The following is a 15140-nucleotide window of genomic DNA, read 5'->3' as shown; positions in this document are numbered from 1 at the left end:
GAAAGGTCAGCAGACGTACATGTTTCACCTGCATAACGGCATCCGTGCCTACCACTGGGGTTCCACGGACGCTATTTCCCGGTTGCTCGGATACGGCACCGACATCAGTCCCCAGGCCGAACTCTGGTTGGGAGCCCATCCCGGCAACCCCAGCCGGGTCGAATCCACCGGGCAGGCACTGGACGAGCTGATCAGTTCGGACCCCGAGCGGTTCCTGGGATCCCCGGTCAGCGACCGGTTCGGGCAGCTTCCCTTCCTGATGAAGGTCCTGGCTGCCGCTCGGCCGCTATCCATCCAGGTCCACCCGTCCCTCACCGAAGCCCGGGAAGGCTTCGAACGCGAGGACGATGCGGGCATCGCCCATGATGCCGCCCACCGCAACTACAAGGACGCCAACCACAAGCCGGAGATGCTCTACGCCCTGGGTGACTTCGTGGCGCTCAGCGGCTTCCGCGAGCCCCTTCGAATCCTGGAGGACCTGCAGGCCGTGCGCCCGCAGCTGACCGGGCAGGCCGCCGCTACCTGCGATGAGCTGGTCTCGGTGCTGGAGAGCGGGCAGGATCCGCTGGGTCAGGCGCTGCGCCTGGTTCTCACCGGGGGTGAACCGGTCAGGCTGCTGGCCCAACAGCTCGCCGACCGGATCCACGCCGATCCCGAGCTGTCACGGCAGCCGCAACTGGCCGAGGTTCGCTGGGCCGCCGGGTACTATCCTGCGGATCCCGGGGTCCTGGTGGCGTTGTTGATGAATGTGGTGACCCTGGAAGCCGGTGAGGCCATTGCCCTGGGTTCCGGGAACATCCACGCCTACCTGCGCGGGCTGGGTATCGAGGTCATGGCGAATTCGGACAATGTGTTGCGCGGCGGGTTGACCAGCAAGCACATCGACGTTCCGGAGCTGCTGGCCATCACCCGAACCGAACCGGGTCAACCGTGCCGGTTGCCGGCGCAACCGTTGGGTGCGGACAACAACCTGTTCACCCCGGACTTCGAGGAGTTCCGCTTACAGGTGATCGACACACCGGATGGTTCCAGTGGCGACACGCATTCCCTGGTCGCCGATGGCGGGGCTATCGCGCTGTGCACCGCCGGAAGCTTCACGCTCAAGGGCGATGGCCAGCAGCTGCTGGTGCAGCGCGGCGAATCGGTGTTCCTTCCTGCCGGAGTCGATTACCAGGTCACTTCCGGGGGCACCGGGCCTGCCACCTTGTTCGTGGCCAGCACCCGACCGGTCACCAACCGGTTGCCGGCCACCGGGTAACCTGGCGACAGCAGATCCAAAAAACCGCAGGCCGTGGCCCTCCCCCAGGGAAGGCCACGGCCTGCGGATCATGCCGCTTCTCTGTCTAGCGGGTATAGGCTTCCCACTTGTCCTGCTGGTGCTCACCTTCCACAAAGCGGATGGTGCCGGACTTCGAACGCATCACGATCGACTGGGTGTGGATCCGGTTGTTCTTGTAGCGCACCCCGCGTAGCAGGTCGCCGTCGGTGATGCCGGTGGCGGCGAAGTAGCAGTTGTCGGAGGTGACCAGGTCGCTGGTGGTCAGGACGCGGTCAAGGTCGTGGCCGGCGGCCAGGGCCTGATCGCGCTCGGCCTCGTCGGTCGGCCACAGGCGTCCCTGGATCACGCCGCCCAGCGCCTTGATGGCGCAGGCGGTGACGATACCTTCGGGGGTGCCGCCGATACCCATCAGCGCATCCACACCCGTACCCTCGCGGGTCGCCGCGATGGCCGCGGCAACATCGCCGTCCATGATCAGCTTTACCCGGGCGCCGGCGTCACGGATTTCGGAAATCAGCTTCTCGTGGCGTGGACGGTCCAGGACCGTGACGGTGATCTGGCTGGTCTTCTTCCCCTTGGCCTTGGCCATCAGGTGCAGGTTCTGTTTCACCGGCAACCGCAGGTCCACGAGCTCGGCGGCTTCCGGGCCGGTGACCAGCTTCTCCATGTAGAACACGGCCGAAGGGTCAAACATCGAACCGCGGTCGGCCACGGCCAGCACCGACAGTGCGTTATTCAGACCCAGCGCCGTCAACCGGGTGCCGTCGATCGGGTCGACGGCCACATCGCACTCGGCGCCGTTGCCGGTACCCAGCTTCTCGCCATTGAACAGCATCGGGGCTTCGTCTTTTTCGCCTTCGCCGATGACCACGACGCCGTTGAAGTTCACGGTGGACAGCAATCCGCGCATGGCATCCACTGCGGCACCGTCTGCTGCGTTCTTGTCGCCGAAACCTACCCACGGGGAAGAGGCGATGGCTGCCGCTTCGGTCGCACGCACCAACTCCAGTGCCAGGTTACGATCCGGTTCCGCTTCGGAAACCGACAGTCGCGGAGAAAGGTGGGCAAAGTTGTTGTTTTCGGTCACGAAAGATCCCATCGCTACAGTCGTCTGTTCTTGCGTCTCTGCAAACAGCTTCATCATATCGCTTGTACCTGCTGCGGTTGAATCCCCGCCCATTATCAACGTCACGTCGCCCAAGGTGTGCCTCGAAGCACCTTGGTTCGATTTGTTCCGGTGTATCGGGGAGAATGTAGGGGTGCAGCCACGAGAGAACCAGCAGTCCGAGCCCGAATCGATCGCCACCGCGTCCGGGCGTCGTGACCTGAATGACCCCGACGCGACCTTCGAAGACCTGCCCTACAAGCCGCAGCTGACCAAGAGCCAGGCCAAGCGCGCCAATCAGACATTCAAGGGCATGGTGCTTTCGCTGTTGTTCACCCTGGCTGCGGTGATTCCGATCCTGCTGTTGAACCCGATCAACAGCGGTGGGAATGCCGACCGGTCCGTCGACTTGCAGGAAGTGGCCGAGCAGGCCGCACCTGCCGCCGATTTCGTTCCCTGGGCCCCGTACCTGGGCGAAGGCGAGTACGCGAATTTCGCCCGCTGGCAGACTTCCCGGGTACAGGAGGTCTCCTACTGGGAATTCGGGCTGGTCATGCACGAGCGTGATTTCGTGTGGGTCCGGCAGATCTCCAATGACGAATTCAACCCCAGCTGGCTGGCCGCACTGACCGATAACGCTGTTCCCACCGACACCCTGGTCCTAGATGGTTCAGAATGGGAACAACGTGAAAAGGACGGCCAGGTGTACCTGATCTCCGAACGCGAGGACTCGACCCTGGTGCTATCCAGCGATACCTCCGAGGAACAATTGCTCGCGATCGCCCAAGTCGCACAGCAACAGGTCAGATAACGTCACGTTGCCGGACGGCCCCGCAACAAGACCGGTCCACCGGGTGCCGGCGGCATAGAATTCAGATCATGCTCGAGAACAACACCACACGCCCGGCCACTCCCCGGGAAGCCTGGCAGCGGTTGCGCGAAGGAAACTTCCGTTTCATCAACGGCCAGACCCAGCACCCCAACCAGGACGGCGCGCGCCGCCAATCGCTGGTTGAAACCCAGGAACCGTTCGCCGTGATCTTCGGTTGTTCGGACTCGCGACTGGCTGCGGAGATCATCTTCGACGTCGGGCTGGGCGACGTGTTCGTGGTCCGTACCGCCGGGCATGTCATCGATACGGCCAGCCTCGGCTCGCTGGAGTACGCGATCGATCTCCTGAACATCCCGTTGATCATCATCCTGGGACACGACAATTGTGGTGCCGTGACCAGCGCCATCAAGGCCAAGGAATCCGGGCGGATGCCCAAGGGCTTCATTCGCGACCTGGTTGAGCACATCACCCCTTCGGTGTTCGCCGCTGAAAGCCACGGGCTTTTCGACGTGAATTCCACGGTGGTCGAGCATGTCGCGCAAACCACCGAAAGACTGCTGGAACGCTCGCGGATCATTTCCGACGCCGTGGACGAGGGGCGTACCGCCGTCGTGGGAATCACCTACCGCCTGGCCGAGGGCAAGGCCCAGTTGGTCTCCGGGTTCGGCGTGTCCTGAACCTGCCTGCCATAGGAGCCGCACTATGTTCCGGCTCACGGTGCAGGGTGATTTTTAGGTCATAGTATTGTTCTCTAATCCCGACTGCGCGTAGCGTTGGCTTCATGACTACCAGTGATGATTTCCGCATTGAACATGACACCATGGGTGAGGTCCGCGTTCCCAAGGACGCACTGTACCGGGCACAAACCCAACGCGCCGTGGAGAACTTCCCGATCTCCGGCAAGCGCCTGGAATCCGAGCACATCAAGGCCCTGGCGCAGGTCAAGAAGGCCGCCGCGCGCGCCAACCTGGCACTGGGTGTCCTGGATGAGGAACGCTCCCGAGCCATTGTTGCCGCCGCGGACCAGGTCGCGACCGGGCAGTTCGACGGCCACTTCCCCATCGACGTGTTCCAGACCGGTTCGGGTACCAGCTCGAACATGAACACCAACGAGGTCATCGCCGAGCTGGCGACCCGCCAGCTGGCCGCATCCGGTTCACATACCGAAGTCCACCCCAACGACCATGTCAACGCCTCGCAGTCATCCAATGACGTCTTCCCGACCTCGGTGCACGTGGCCGCCACCGCGGCACTGCTGGGCAACCTGGTTCCCGCATTGGACACGCTGGCCGTTTCACTGGAAGCCAAGGCGACCGAGTTCAAGGACATCGTGAAGTCCGGCCGGACCCACCTGATGGATGCCACCCCGGTGACCCTGGGCCAGGAATTCGGCGGGTACGCCGCACAGGTCCGCTACGGCATCGAGCGGGTGGAGGCCGCCCTGCCCCGCGTCGCGGAAGTCCCGCTGGGCGGCACCGCGGTGGGCACCGGGATCAACACCCCACCGGGGTTTCCGCAGCAGGTGCTCGAATTCCTGCGCGAGGACACAGGACTACCCATCACCGAGGCCCGCAATCACTTCGAGGCCCAGGCCAACCGCGACGGCCTGGTCGAGGCCTCGGCGGCCTTGCGGACCATCGCCATCTCCTTCATGAAGATCAACAACGACCTGCGCTGGATGGGTTCGGGACCGAATACCGGCCTGGGTGAAATCGCCATCCCCGACCTGCAGCCCGGCTCATCGATCATGCCAGGCAAGGTCAACCCGGTGATCTCCGAAGCCGCCATCCAGGCCGCGGCACAGGTGATCGGCAACGACACCACCATCGCCTGGTCCGGCACCAACGGGGCCTTCGAACTGAATGTGGGCATCCCGGTAATCGCGGCAAACCTGCTCGAGTCCATCCGCCTGCTAGCCAATATCAGCAGGGTCATGGCCAGCAAGATGGTGGACGGGATTACCGCCAACGAGGAGCGCGCACGGTTCCTGGCCGAGGCCTCCCCCTCGATCGTCACCCCGCTGAATAAGCTGATCGGCTATGAGAACGCGGCGAAGATCGCCAAGAAGGCCGTGGCCGACAAGCTCACCGTTCGCGAAGCCACCCTTGCCCTGGGGTTCGTGGAACGCGGCGAGATCTCCGAGGAGCAGCTTGATGCGCTGTTGGACGTCTCCACGATGACGGGCAACCACTAGTTCCGAGATCACGTCCCAGACATGATCGGCATTGACCGCAGCGGGCCACCGGATTCTTCCGGTGGCCCGCTGCTGTCTATGGCCGCGGTGTCAGGTATCACATAAGTTGCACTCTGTATCCATAAGTGCAAAACTGCACTTTATGGAAAACAGTGCATCCAATTCTCCGGTGGCGTCAACCTCACCGACCGGACGTGGTGCTCGCATGCAGAAAACCCGGCTGTCGCTCACCCGCACCGCCCGGCAGCTCACCGCCGAACACGGGTTCTCCGGATTCACCATCGAGGAGTTGTGTGCCCGGGTGGGAATTTCCCGCCGGACCTTCTTCAATTACTTCCCCACCAAGATGGACGCGGTTTTCGGCCATGATTCCGATGCCCTTCCCGACGGAGCGATCGAGCGTTTCATGGCCGCGCGCCCCGCGGGGATCACCGGGCTATCGCCCACCCTCCTGGCCGATCTGGTGACCCTGGTTCTGGAACAACTGGATATGGACGAACAGGCCATCCTGAGCACCCATGGTTTTTTCCAGGCCGTCCACCGGGATCCGGAACTGCTCAAACGCATGATGGAACTGGTGCCGCAACGTGAAGCCGAATTCCGCAAGCTCGTGGCCACCCGCGAGCAGGTGGCAGAGGATCATCCGGGACTGGCCATGATGGGCCACACCATCCATTTCGCCACCATAACGGCCGTTGACCGCTATCTGGCCAACCCCGACAAGTGCTCACTGGGCGAGGAATTCCTCAACGTCATGGAGCAGGCCCAACAACTACTCGCGCAGCCCCTGCGACGGCACTAGCTCCTGCCGCATGTTGCGGAACACCAGCAGCCACCGGCCGGATTGTCCCGGCCAACCACACCACGCCACACCCAGATTTCGTGAAGGAACCCTCATGTCCACCACCACCAGCCGGAATTCACCGGCACCGGCCCCGCTGCTGCTGACACAACGGCGGATCTGGATCATCTTCTCCGCGCTGATCGCCGGGATGATGCTCTCCTCGCTTGACCAAACCATCGTGTCCACCGCCATGCCCACCATTGTGGGGCAACTCGGTGGCGTGGAACACCAGGCCTGGATCACCACCGCCTACCTGTTGGCCACCACCATCGTGATGCCGATCTACGGCAAGTTCGGCGATGTGCTGGGTCGGCGCAACCTGTTCCTGGTGGCCATCGCCCTGTTCACCCTGGCCTCAGTTGGTGCGGCCTTCGCCGGTTCCTTCTGGGTGTTCGTGTTCTTCCGCGCCATGCAGGGGCTGGGCGGTGGCGGCCTGATGATCCTGTCGCAGGCCATCATCGCCGACATCGTTCCGGCATCCGAGCGCGGCAAGTACATGGGTCCGCTGGGTGCCATTTTCGGTATCTCCGCGGTGGCCGGACCGCTCCTGGGCGGCTTTTTCGTTGACCACCTCACCTGGCAGTGGGCGTTCTACATCAACATCCCGATCGGTATCGCCGCGTTCCTGATCGCCTGGTTCGCCCTGACCCTGCCGAGCAAGAGGGCCACCAAGAAAATCGATGTACCCGGTGTGGTGCTGCTGTCGATCGCCACCGCCTGCCTGATCTTCTTCACCGACTTCGGCGGCTCAAAAGACCATGGCTGGGCCGCATTGGAAACATGGGCCTGGGGTGCTGGCATGATCGCAGCCGTCGTGCTGTTCATCCTGGTCGAGTCCCGTGCCCAGGACCCGATCATTCCGCTGTCGTTGTTCCGCAACAGGATTTTCATCAATGCCACCGCCATCGGCTTCACACTCGGGCTGGGCATGTTCGCGGCGATCGCGTTCGTTCCCACCTTCCTGCAGATGTCCTCGGGCACCTCTGCAGCAGTTTCCGGGCTGTTAATGGTTCCGATGATGATCGGCTTGATGGGCACCAGCATCTACTCGGGGATCGCGATCACCAAGTCCGGCAGGTACAAGGGCTACCCGATCGCCGGCACCCTGGTCACCGCCGCGGCCATGCTGGCATTCACCACCTTGTCTTCCGCCACCCCCCTGTGGTTGATCTGCGTGTACCTGTTCGTGTTCGGTGCCGGGCTCGGCCTGATCATGCAGGTCGTGGTGCTGGTGGTGCAGAATGCGGTGGCTCCGGACATGGTCGGCACCGCCACCTCGACCAACAACTACTTCCGCGAGGTCGGGGCATCACTGGGTGTGGCCATCTTCGGTGCCATGTTCACCAACCGGCTTTCCGAAAACCTCATGGACGTCTTCAGCGCAGCCGGTGCCAGTCCGGAGGACGCCGGCACCGCAACCGCGACCCTGGATCCACAGACCATGGAAGCGTTGCCCGAACCGGTCAGGGAGGGGATCGTCACCGCCTACGCCGATTCCCTGGCTCCGGTGTTCTGGTACCTGATTCCGTTCATTCTCATCGCGTTCCTGCTCGCCTTGCTGCTCAAGCAGGTGCCGCTATCGGATACCGCAGGCATGGTGGCCCGGGGTGAAGCCGTGGGCGGGGCCGAGGCCCAGGCCCTGGAAGATGCGCAGCGCCTAGGGCTGCAGTCCGAGCTGTCCCCCCACGCTGGTGAACCGGGGAATTCCGGGAACGCTGCATCGGGGGCCCGCAACGACCAGTAGGTCAATGCCTACCAGGTCAGCCTGCCCCGTCCCATCCCAGTCCCGTTCCGGGCTGGCTCGGGGCGGGGTTTCGCAGGTCGGGTGATCCGGCAGCCAACAACCACACCGGTTGGTGGCGTGTCTCCCCAAAGGTAACCCGGAGGCACATCCTATTTTCCGAAGTACCCACCGATCCGCGGCGCCAGGGCCCAACGCAGCGCCCGTTCGTGCAGTGGCGGAAGGTCCGGGTAGTCATCCAGCCGGAAGTAGCCGACCTCCAGGTTCTCCTCGTCGCCGACCTCGGGACGCCGGGGATCCACCGCTTGGGCGCGGAAGACCACATCCAGGTACTGCGCTTCATCCCCGTTCGGGTACCGCGTCGGGGCGGTCACGCCCACACCAACAAGGTGGGTGACCTCGCATTCAATGCCGGTCTCCTCACGGACCTCGCGTACGGCTGTGTGCGCCGGCTCCTCCCCGGGGTCGATGATCCCCGCCGGCAAGGTCCACAACCCGTTGTCCGCACGACGCACCAGCAATACCTGATTATCGTGCAATACCACGACCTTCACGCCCGATAGCCACAGCGGTTCGGTACCAATGTGGTGACGTAGTTTCGTGATGAATTCCGGTGTAGCCATGGGATCATGGTGTCACACCCAGCGCCAGCACCGCGCCCAGGATCATGAACGGCCCGAAGGGCACCCGGGATCTGAGGGTCAGGCGGCCCAGTAGCACCCCGGCCAGAACCACCAGGCTGGCGGAGACGAAAGCCAGCACGGTGGCCAACGCCAGTGCGGCCAGGGAGAAGTACCCCAGGTTCAGGCCCAGAACGGTGGCCAGTTTAACATCCCCCATCCCCATCGCACCGCGTCCCAGCAGCGACAGCAGCAGGTAGGCCCCGCCCAACAGCAGTGCGCCCAGCAACGCGAAAAGCCATGCCTGGTAGTTCCCGGTCAGGAAACCGAAGGCGAGCAGGAACGGGACGCTGCTCAGCACCCACGCCAGGACCTGGCGGTTGGGCAACCGGTGCTGGCGGATGTCTGACAGCGACAAGCGCACCGAAAAGTACACGAAGCATCCCAGGTAGGCCACCGTCACGATCTGCAGCAGGGTACCGCCCTGCATCAATGCCATCATGTACCGAGCATAGGCACCGGCGGGCAATTACGGCAGGTGCGGGCTGCCCCTTGTGCATAGCGTGCTGCCTTCTACACTGGAGGTATGCACCAGCCAGCCGCCGCACCACAGTTCCCCGGGACCACGCCCCCGGTTTCCGAGGACCGTCGGCGTTTTCGCGCCCTGGCCCGTTCGGCTCCGTGGCTCAGTACCAGCCTGCGGGTCACCGTACAGGTCCCCACCGAGTTCGCCCGAGCGGAGCTCGGGCTCGAAGGGGAAGTGACCGTACTGCTGCGGGGCCGGGAGGCCATCGCGATTTCCGGAGCCGAGGAGCAGCTGCTCTACCAGCGTGAGCGGTTCACCACCGATCGGGGCCTGGACTACGTGGCGGCGAGCGCTTCCTCCTGGGCCCTGCCCGCTTCCCTGGTGGCTCCGGTTTTCAGCGATGACCACCTGGTCCAACGACGTCCGGCGATCCAGGGCTTCGGGGACCTGTTGCCGCTTCCCTTCCTGGAGTCCTTGCTGGATCCCTTCGAACTAGCCGGGGAGGAACCAGCGTCGCTGGAGTTGGCTTTCGATCATCCGACATTCATACATGAATTACGCGATTCCAGGGATGACCAGGGCCGGGAAGTGGTCCAGGCGGTGCTCAGCGCCGGGCACAGCTACCGTCCTACGGTGCCCGAGTCACCGTTGGTTCCGCCCGGCACCCGCGTATTGGTGGTACTGGACCGGCGCACCGGTGTGCTTATCCAGCGCACCGTGCTCAGTGGCGGCGCGCATCCGGATTTCCGTGCACGCATCCTGGCCCGGAACGAGTACTACATCGATTCGCTGTTTACCGCGCCGGTCCCGACCCTGGTCGACGTGCGCAAACCCCGCCCGTGGACGCTGCGTGCCGAGCGTGGCACGCAGCGCAAGGCGCAGAGCTAGCCCATCCGCGAGTCGAGCATCTCGGTGACCAGGGCGGCGATTGCCGACCGTTCGGAGCGGGTCAGTGTCACGTGCGCGAACAGCTCATGGCCCTTGAGCTGTTCGACCACCGCGGCGATCCCGTCATGCCGGCCCACATGCAGGTTATCCCGCTGCGCGACATCGTGGGTGAGCACCACCTTGGAGTGCTGCCCGATACGCGAGAGCACGGTCAGCAGCACATTGCGTTCCAGCGACTGGGCCTCGTCGACGATCACGAAGGAATCGTGCAGCGACCGGCCGCGGATGTGTGTCAGCGGCAGCACCTCAAGCATCCCGCGTTCGACCACCTCGTCGATGGCGTTCTTGGAGACCACCGATCCCAGGGTGTCGAAGACGGCCTGGGCCCACGGGTTCATTTTCTCCCCCTCGGAGCCGGGCAGGTAGCCCAGCTCCTGGCCCCCGACCGCGTACAGCGGACGGAATACGGTGATCTTTCGGTGCTCGCGACGTTCAAGCACCGCCTCCATTCCGGCGCATAGGGCCAGCGCCGACTTGCCGGTGCCCGCCCGTCCCCCGAGCGACACGATCCCGACCGACGGGTCCAGCAGCAAGTCCAGGGCGATACGTTGTTCGGCACTGCGCCCATGCAGTCCGAAGGCCTCCTTGTCCCCGCGCACCAACCGGATCGACCCGTCCTGGACCTTGCGGCCCAGGGCCGATCCACGCGGCGAGGTGATGACGAATCCGGTGTTGACCGGACTGTCGGCAACCTGTTCGGGTCCCGTGATCCTCTCGGATTCATAGAGCTCGGCCATGGTCTGGGCATCCAGGTCCAGTTCCTCGATCCCGCTCCACCCGGAACCGGCGATCAGCTCGTTGCGGTACACCTCGGCGTGCACCCCCATCGCCGCGGCCTTGATGCGCATCGGCAGGTCCTTGGTCACCAGCGCCACTTCCAGCCCTTCGTCGAGCATCGACTTGGCGACGGCCAGGATCCGGCTGTCGTTCTCGGAACTGCGCATGCCCACCGGGAGCACTTCCTGGGCGATGTTGTTCAGTTCGATACGCAATGTTCCACCGGTGCTCCCGACGGGGACCGCGGTACCCAGGCCACCGTGTTCCTGGATCAGGTCATCGAGATTCCGCAGGGCCTGGCGGGCGAAGAACCCCAATTCCAGGTCCTTGCGCTTGTGTTCCAGTTCGGTGACCACGGTCAGCGGGATGACGACCGGGTGTTCGGCAAAGTGGAACATCGCATGCGGGTCGGAGAGCAAAACCGAGGTGTCCAGTACGTAGGTCCGAGGAGTCATTTCGGTCTGTTGGGCCATGACGATCCACCCGTTCTCGATTTCCGCGTGGGGGCTTTCCCCACGCGCATGTGGGAAAAGCACTCACCAGAAATCCGCTGCAGTCGCCGGTTCGGCGACCCCGTACTGCGTGCGGGCAACCATCCAGTGTCGAACCTTTCGGTGAGGTGGAACCAGGCCGGTTCCTCCTGTGTGCCCACCATAACCCCACCATGGGGGTCCGAAGCTGAATCAAAGGTTTCTATTTGGTAAACAAGATCCGCCGGCCGTATCCCACCGTGGCCTCGGGGTGCTTCCGGGGCGTCCGGAACCGTGCGATTCCGGAGTATTGCGCCAGGTTGCCGGCGCGCCGGCATACTCCTGCTAGGTACCGAAGCGGCGTTGCCGGTCCGCGAAGTCGCGCAGTGCTCGCAGGAAGTCAACACGCCGGAAATCCGGCCACAGGGCCTCGCAGAAGTAGAACTCGGAATACGCGCTTTGCCAGGTCAGGAATCCGGAGAGGCGTTGCTCGCCGCTGGTACGGATCACCAGGTCGGGGTCCGGCTGCCCCTTGGTGTACAGGTACGATCCCAGGGCATCGATATCCAGGTCCCCGGCCACCTCTTCAAGGCTGCGACCCTGCGCGGCCGCGTCGCACAACAGGGACTTGACCGCATCGACGATCTCGCGGCGACCTCCATAGCCGATGGCCACATTCACATGCACGCCCTGGCGCTCGGCGGTGCTGGCCTCCAACTCGGTGAGTTTCTGGCTCAGGTCCGCCGGCAGCAGGTCGCGGGCACCAACCTGCTGGACCTTTACCCGGTTGGTATGGCCCAGTTCATCAAGCAGGTTGCCGATGATGGTCAGCAGGTCGCGTAGTTCGGAAGCCTCGCGGTTCAGGTTGTCGGTGGAGAGCATGTACAAGGTGACCACCTTGACCCCCAGCTCCTCACACCAGTCGAGGAATTCCAGGATCTTCTGGGCGCCGGCCCGGTGTCCGTCCGCCGTGGGGCTGCCGGCCAGTTTGGCCCATCGCCGGTTGCCGTCGACCATGACGCCGATGTGATGCGGCAACTTGTCCGCGGGCAGGGACCGGGCCAGTCGACGTTCGTAGAGTCGGTAGGCAAGGGAAGGTAAACCCACCTGCTCCTCCTCTGTTTGGTCATGGCCGAATCGCACTATCTCCCAATTTACCGCCTGCAACCTGACCTGCCGCGCACATCCGGAGCATGGCCCGCTATGTCGTGGTCACCGGGCTATGCCAAGCGCAGGACGCCCAGCAGCTGGCCGGGCTCCGCGACCGGGGCCTGGCAGCTGGTGAACCGGCAGGGATAGACACGCAGGCTGCCGTCGGGACCGGCCGGCAGCTCCCCTGCGGCAGGTGCCAGCCCCATCCCCAGCACTGCGGCCACCGTTCGCCAACGCGCCAGCTCCCGCGCCGTTCCCCCGCTGCTACGCAGGTATTGGACCGGTCGGTCCAGGACGGCCTGCACTTCCAGGGCTCCGGCCACGGCGCTGGGAAACTTGCCGGCCACCAGTCCGGTGTGGGTTACCAATGCGGAGGCCCGCTCGAGCTGTCGGTGCAGTTCTTCCCCCTGGATGCCGGCGGCCATTTGCGCGACGGCGTGCGCGCACAGCGCCCTGGCCAGTAGCGAGGCCGCGGACGGGATCGCGTCATCCAATACCGTGGCCGCCGGCTGTTGGCCGCGTTGCGCGCTGAGCACCTGGTCCAGCTCCACCGTGTCGCGGGCCAAACCCCGCTCGTCGACAAAGTCCAGTGCACGATCCAGCAGCAGCCGGGAGCGTTGGCCCCAGATGCCGTGCGGTTCACCGGCGGCCACCGCCCCGAAGCCCAGGGCCAGCGCCGCGTAGTCTTCCAGGGTTCCTTCATTGTGGTGATCGGCCACCGCACCGAAACCGGTGCGGGCCAGCCGGCCGGTAATCCGGTCGACCTGCTGCTCCCAGAGGGTTTCGGCCACCTGGACCGCCAGGTCACGGTACCCCGGTTCTTCCAGGATGTCGGCGGCAACACACAGGGCTTCGATGGCCAGCCCGTTCCACCCGGCGATCACCTTGTCATCGCGTTGCGGTACGCTGCGCTCGGACCGCAGTTCGCGGGCCAGGCCCAGTAGCTGGTCCCACACCTCCCATTCCTCCGGTTGCGGCATCCGGGCCAGGGACAGGCAGAAGTATCCCGGGTCCTCGGACACCTCGCCCCACCGGATGAGTCCCTCGGGCAACGGCTGCGGCAGCTGCGAGAGCAATTGCCGTACCTGCTGCCTGTCGAAGGTGTAGTAGGCACCCTCCACCCCCTGCCCATTGCGTAGCGAATCGGCATCGAGTGAGGCGGCCAACGCTCCCCCGACCCCATCGGCACCCTGGGTCAGCATCGTGTGGCCCATCCAGCGCATGATGCCGCGCACGGCCCGTTCGCTGGCACGGGCCAGGTTCGCGGCACGCTGTTGCCGCTGCAGGTCGGAGAATTCGCCGCTGAGCACAGTGCAGACGGCCCGGCAGATAGCCAGCATACGCAGCAGTTGGGCGTTGTCGTACAGCATCTTCTCGAAGTGGGGAACCTGCCACTGTTCGTCCACGCAATAGCGTGCGAATCCGCCGGAGACGTGGTCCTGCAAGCCCCCGAGCAGCAGGGCCTCGGTGGTCGTACTGGCGGCGTCGAACAGCTCCTGCGGGGCAGGGCTGGTCAGCAGCTGTTGCCAGATGACGATCAGTGATTGGGTCGGCGGGAATTTCGGGGCCGGGCCGAAGCCACCGGCTGGCCGGGTGGACTCGATCCAGCTGGCTATCGCATCGTGCAGACCCGTCGTGGCCTTTCCTCCGGCACCGTCGCCGACGACGCCCAGCATCCGGTGGTGCCCGCTGCCCATTTCGGCTAAATGCCCGGCAAGTGCGGCGGCTTGCTGCTCCACCGAGTCGCGCCGTTCATTGTAGGCCTCATGTACCGCCGAAAGCACCTGGGTGAAGGAGGGAACCCTGCCACGCGGGGCAGGCGGGTAGTAGGTTCCGGCATGGAAGGCCCTGCCGTCGGGCAGGGTGAACACGGTCATTGGCCAGCCTCCGGCCCCGGTCAGCGCCTGCGTGGCCATCATGTAGGTGTCGTCGACCAGCGGGTGCTGCTCCCGGTCCACCTTGATGGCGATGAAGTGCTCGTTGATGAAGTCTGCGACACCCTTGTCGTCGAAGGACTCGCGGCTCATGACATGGCACCAGTGGCAGGCGGCATAGCCGATGGAAAGCATCACCGGCCTATCCAGGCGCTGCGCCTGGGCAAACGGCAGCAGTGAGTATGGCCACCAGTCGATATCCTGGTGTGCGTGCTGCCGCAGGTACAGGCTGGATGCGTTTGCTAGTCGTTGGGCCACAAGGCCATGCTAGCGCCTCGGCTCCCACCCGCGTCGGGATTTTGCCGACCCAGGTGGGCCGGATAGCGCAAAGCCTCCCGTTCCCGCGTGACGGCGGGATGCGGAAGGCTTCGGAACGGTTGCGGGGTGAGCCCGCCCTACGGCCGGTCTTCCCTGGTCTTGGGGTCGATCTCGTCCTCGGATTCCTGCAACGGGCGCGACTGTCCACGGGTGACCAGGCGTTCCTGCCGGGATTCGGCCTCCGAGGTGTAGCGGACCCGGCGGACCCGGCGCACCATGTCGCGAATCAGGAAGATCGCGGTAGCGGCCAGCAGCGCGGTGAACACGAAACCCAGGAAACCGGGGCCCGACTGGCTGACCGGGTTGTAGCTGGAGGTTGACTCGTTGGCCGGAACCGAAGCCACGAGCAGGTAAAGGTAGTTCACGGTGTAGTACAACTCATTTCTGGAACGTGTATGCC

At 64.4% G+C, this 15140-nt stretch carries 14 protein-coding genes; 7 read left to right on the top strand and 7 right to left on the bottom strand.

Translation table 11 applies throughout. From position 1 onward, the window contains the following. Nucleotides 1-19: 19 nt before the first annotated feature. Nucleotides 20-1258: a mannose-6-phosphate isomerase, class I gene (manA, locus tag OK351_RS06200; protein ID WP_265156920.1), complete on the top strand. Its 1239-nt coding sequence runs from the start codon at nucleotides 20-22 to the stop codon at nucleotides 1256-1258. Nucleotides 1259-1343: 85 nt separating this feature from the next. Here the strand turns inward: manA and glpX are convergent, their stop codons facing one another. Next, entirely contained in the window at nucleotides 1344-2378 is a 1035-nt protein-coding gene (gene glpX / locus OK351_RS06195) for a class II fructose-bisphosphatase (protein ID WP_265156918.1), read from the bottom strand. 160 nt (nucleotides 2379-2538) lie between these two features. Here glpX and OK351_RS06190 point away from each other — a divergent pair, with 160 nt between their 5' ends. From OK351_RS06190 to OK351_RS06170, 5 genes are all read left to right on the top strand, one after another. Further along, entirely contained in the window at nucleotides 2539-3195 is a 657-nt protein-coding gene (locus OK351_RS06190) for a DUF4245 domain-containing protein (protein WP_265156915.1), read from the top strand. Between the two features lie 68 nt (nucleotides 3196-3263). Next, nucleotides 3264-3893 (top strand): carbonic anhydrase, encoded by a 630-nt coding sequence (locus tag OK351_RS06185; RefSeq protein WP_265156913.1) that lies wholly within the window; start codon nucleotides 3264-3266, stop codon nucleotides 3891-3893. Nucleotides 3894-3997: 104 nt separating this feature from the next. Then, nucleotides 3998-5410, top strand: a complete 1413-nt coding sequence (locus OK351_RS06180) for a class II fumarate hydratase (RefSeq protein ID WP_265156911.1) — start codon at nucleotides 3998-4000, stop codon at nucleotides 5408-5410. Nucleotides 5411-5615: 205 nt separating this feature from the next. Further along, on the top strand, nucleotides 5616-6212 hold the full coding sequence (locus OK351_RS06175; protein ID WP_265156909.1) for a TetR/AcrR family transcriptional regulator: 597 nt from the start codon (nucleotides 5616-5618) through the stop codon (nucleotides 6210-6212). A 94-nt stretch (nucleotides 6213-6306) separates the two neighbouring features. Next, nucleotides 6307-7998 (top strand): MDR family MFS transporter, encoded by a 1692-nt coding sequence (locus OK351_RS06170; RefSeq protein WP_265156907.1) that lies wholly within the window; start codon nucleotides 6307-6309, stop codon nucleotides 7996-7998. Nucleotides 7999-8147: 149 nt separating this feature from the next. On the opposite strand, the gene OK351_RS06165 is transcribed toward OK351_RS06170, so the two are convergent. Together OK351_RS06165 and OK351_RS06160 are read right to left on the bottom strand one after the other, a co-directional pair. Then, on the bottom strand, nucleotides 8148-8618 hold the full coding sequence (locus OK351_RS06165; RefSeq protein WP_265156905.1) for an NUDIX hydrolase: 471 nt from the start codon (nucleotides 8616-8618) through the stop codon (nucleotides 8148-8150). Nucleotides 8619-8622: 4 nt separating this feature from the next. Further along, nucleotides 8623-9117 carry a prepilin peptidase gene (locus tag OK351_RS06160; protein ID WP_265156903.1) on the bottom strand — a complete coding sequence of 165 codons (495 nt, stop codon included), beginning with the start codon at nucleotides 9115-9117 and terminating at the stop codon, nucleotides 8623-8625. 84 nt (nucleotides 9118-9201) lie between these two features. On the opposite strand from OK351_RS06160, the gene OK351_RS06155 reads away from it, so the two are divergent. Continuing rightward, nucleotides 9202-10029, top strand: coding sequence for a hypothetical protein (locus OK351_RS06155; protein WP_265156901.1), 828 nt, complete (start codon nucleotides 9202-9204; stop codon nucleotides 10027-10029). Here the strand turns inward: OK351_RS06155 and OK351_RS06150 are convergent. The 4 genes from OK351_RS06150 to OK351_RS06135 form a co-directional block, all read right to left on the bottom strand. Further along, complete coding sequence (locus OK351_RS06150; RefSeq protein WP_265156899.1) at nucleotides 10026-11339, bottom strand: PhoH family protein; 1314 nt, start codon at nucleotides 11337-11339, stop codon at nucleotides 10026-10028. The two genes, OK351_RS06155 and OK351_RS06150, sit on opposite strands and share 4 nt — an antisense overlap. A 342-nt stretch (nucleotides 11340-11681) precedes the next feature. Further along, nucleotides 11682-12443, bottom strand: coding sequence for an isoprenyl transferase (locus OK351_RS06145; RefSeq protein WP_265156897.1), 762 nt, complete (start codon nucleotides 12441-12443; stop codon nucleotides 11682-11684). 113 nt (nucleotides 12444-12556) lie between these two features. Beyond that, the gene (locus tag OK351_RS06140; protein ID WP_265156894.1) at nucleotides 12557-14680 is read right to left on the bottom strand and encodes a thioredoxin domain-containing protein; all 2124 of its coding nucleotides are present in this window, start codon (nucleotides 14678-14680) and stop codon (nucleotides 12557-12559) included. Between the two features lie 137 nt (nucleotides 14681-14817). Beyond that, nucleotides 14818-15105, bottom strand: coding sequence for a hypothetical protein (locus OK351_RS06135; protein WP_265156892.1), 288 nt, complete (start codon nucleotides 15103-15105; stop codon nucleotides 14818-14820). Nucleotides 15106-15140: the final 35 nt, after the last annotated feature.

The organism is Glutamicibacter sp. MNS18 (assembly GCF_026107515.2).
Taxonomy (GTDB): domain Bacteria; phylum Actinomycetota; class Actinomycetes; order Actinomycetales; family Micrococcaceae; genus Glutamicibacter.
The sequence above is the reverse complement of the archived record's forward strand: the minus strand, read 5'-3'. Positions and strand labels throughout refer to the sequence as shown.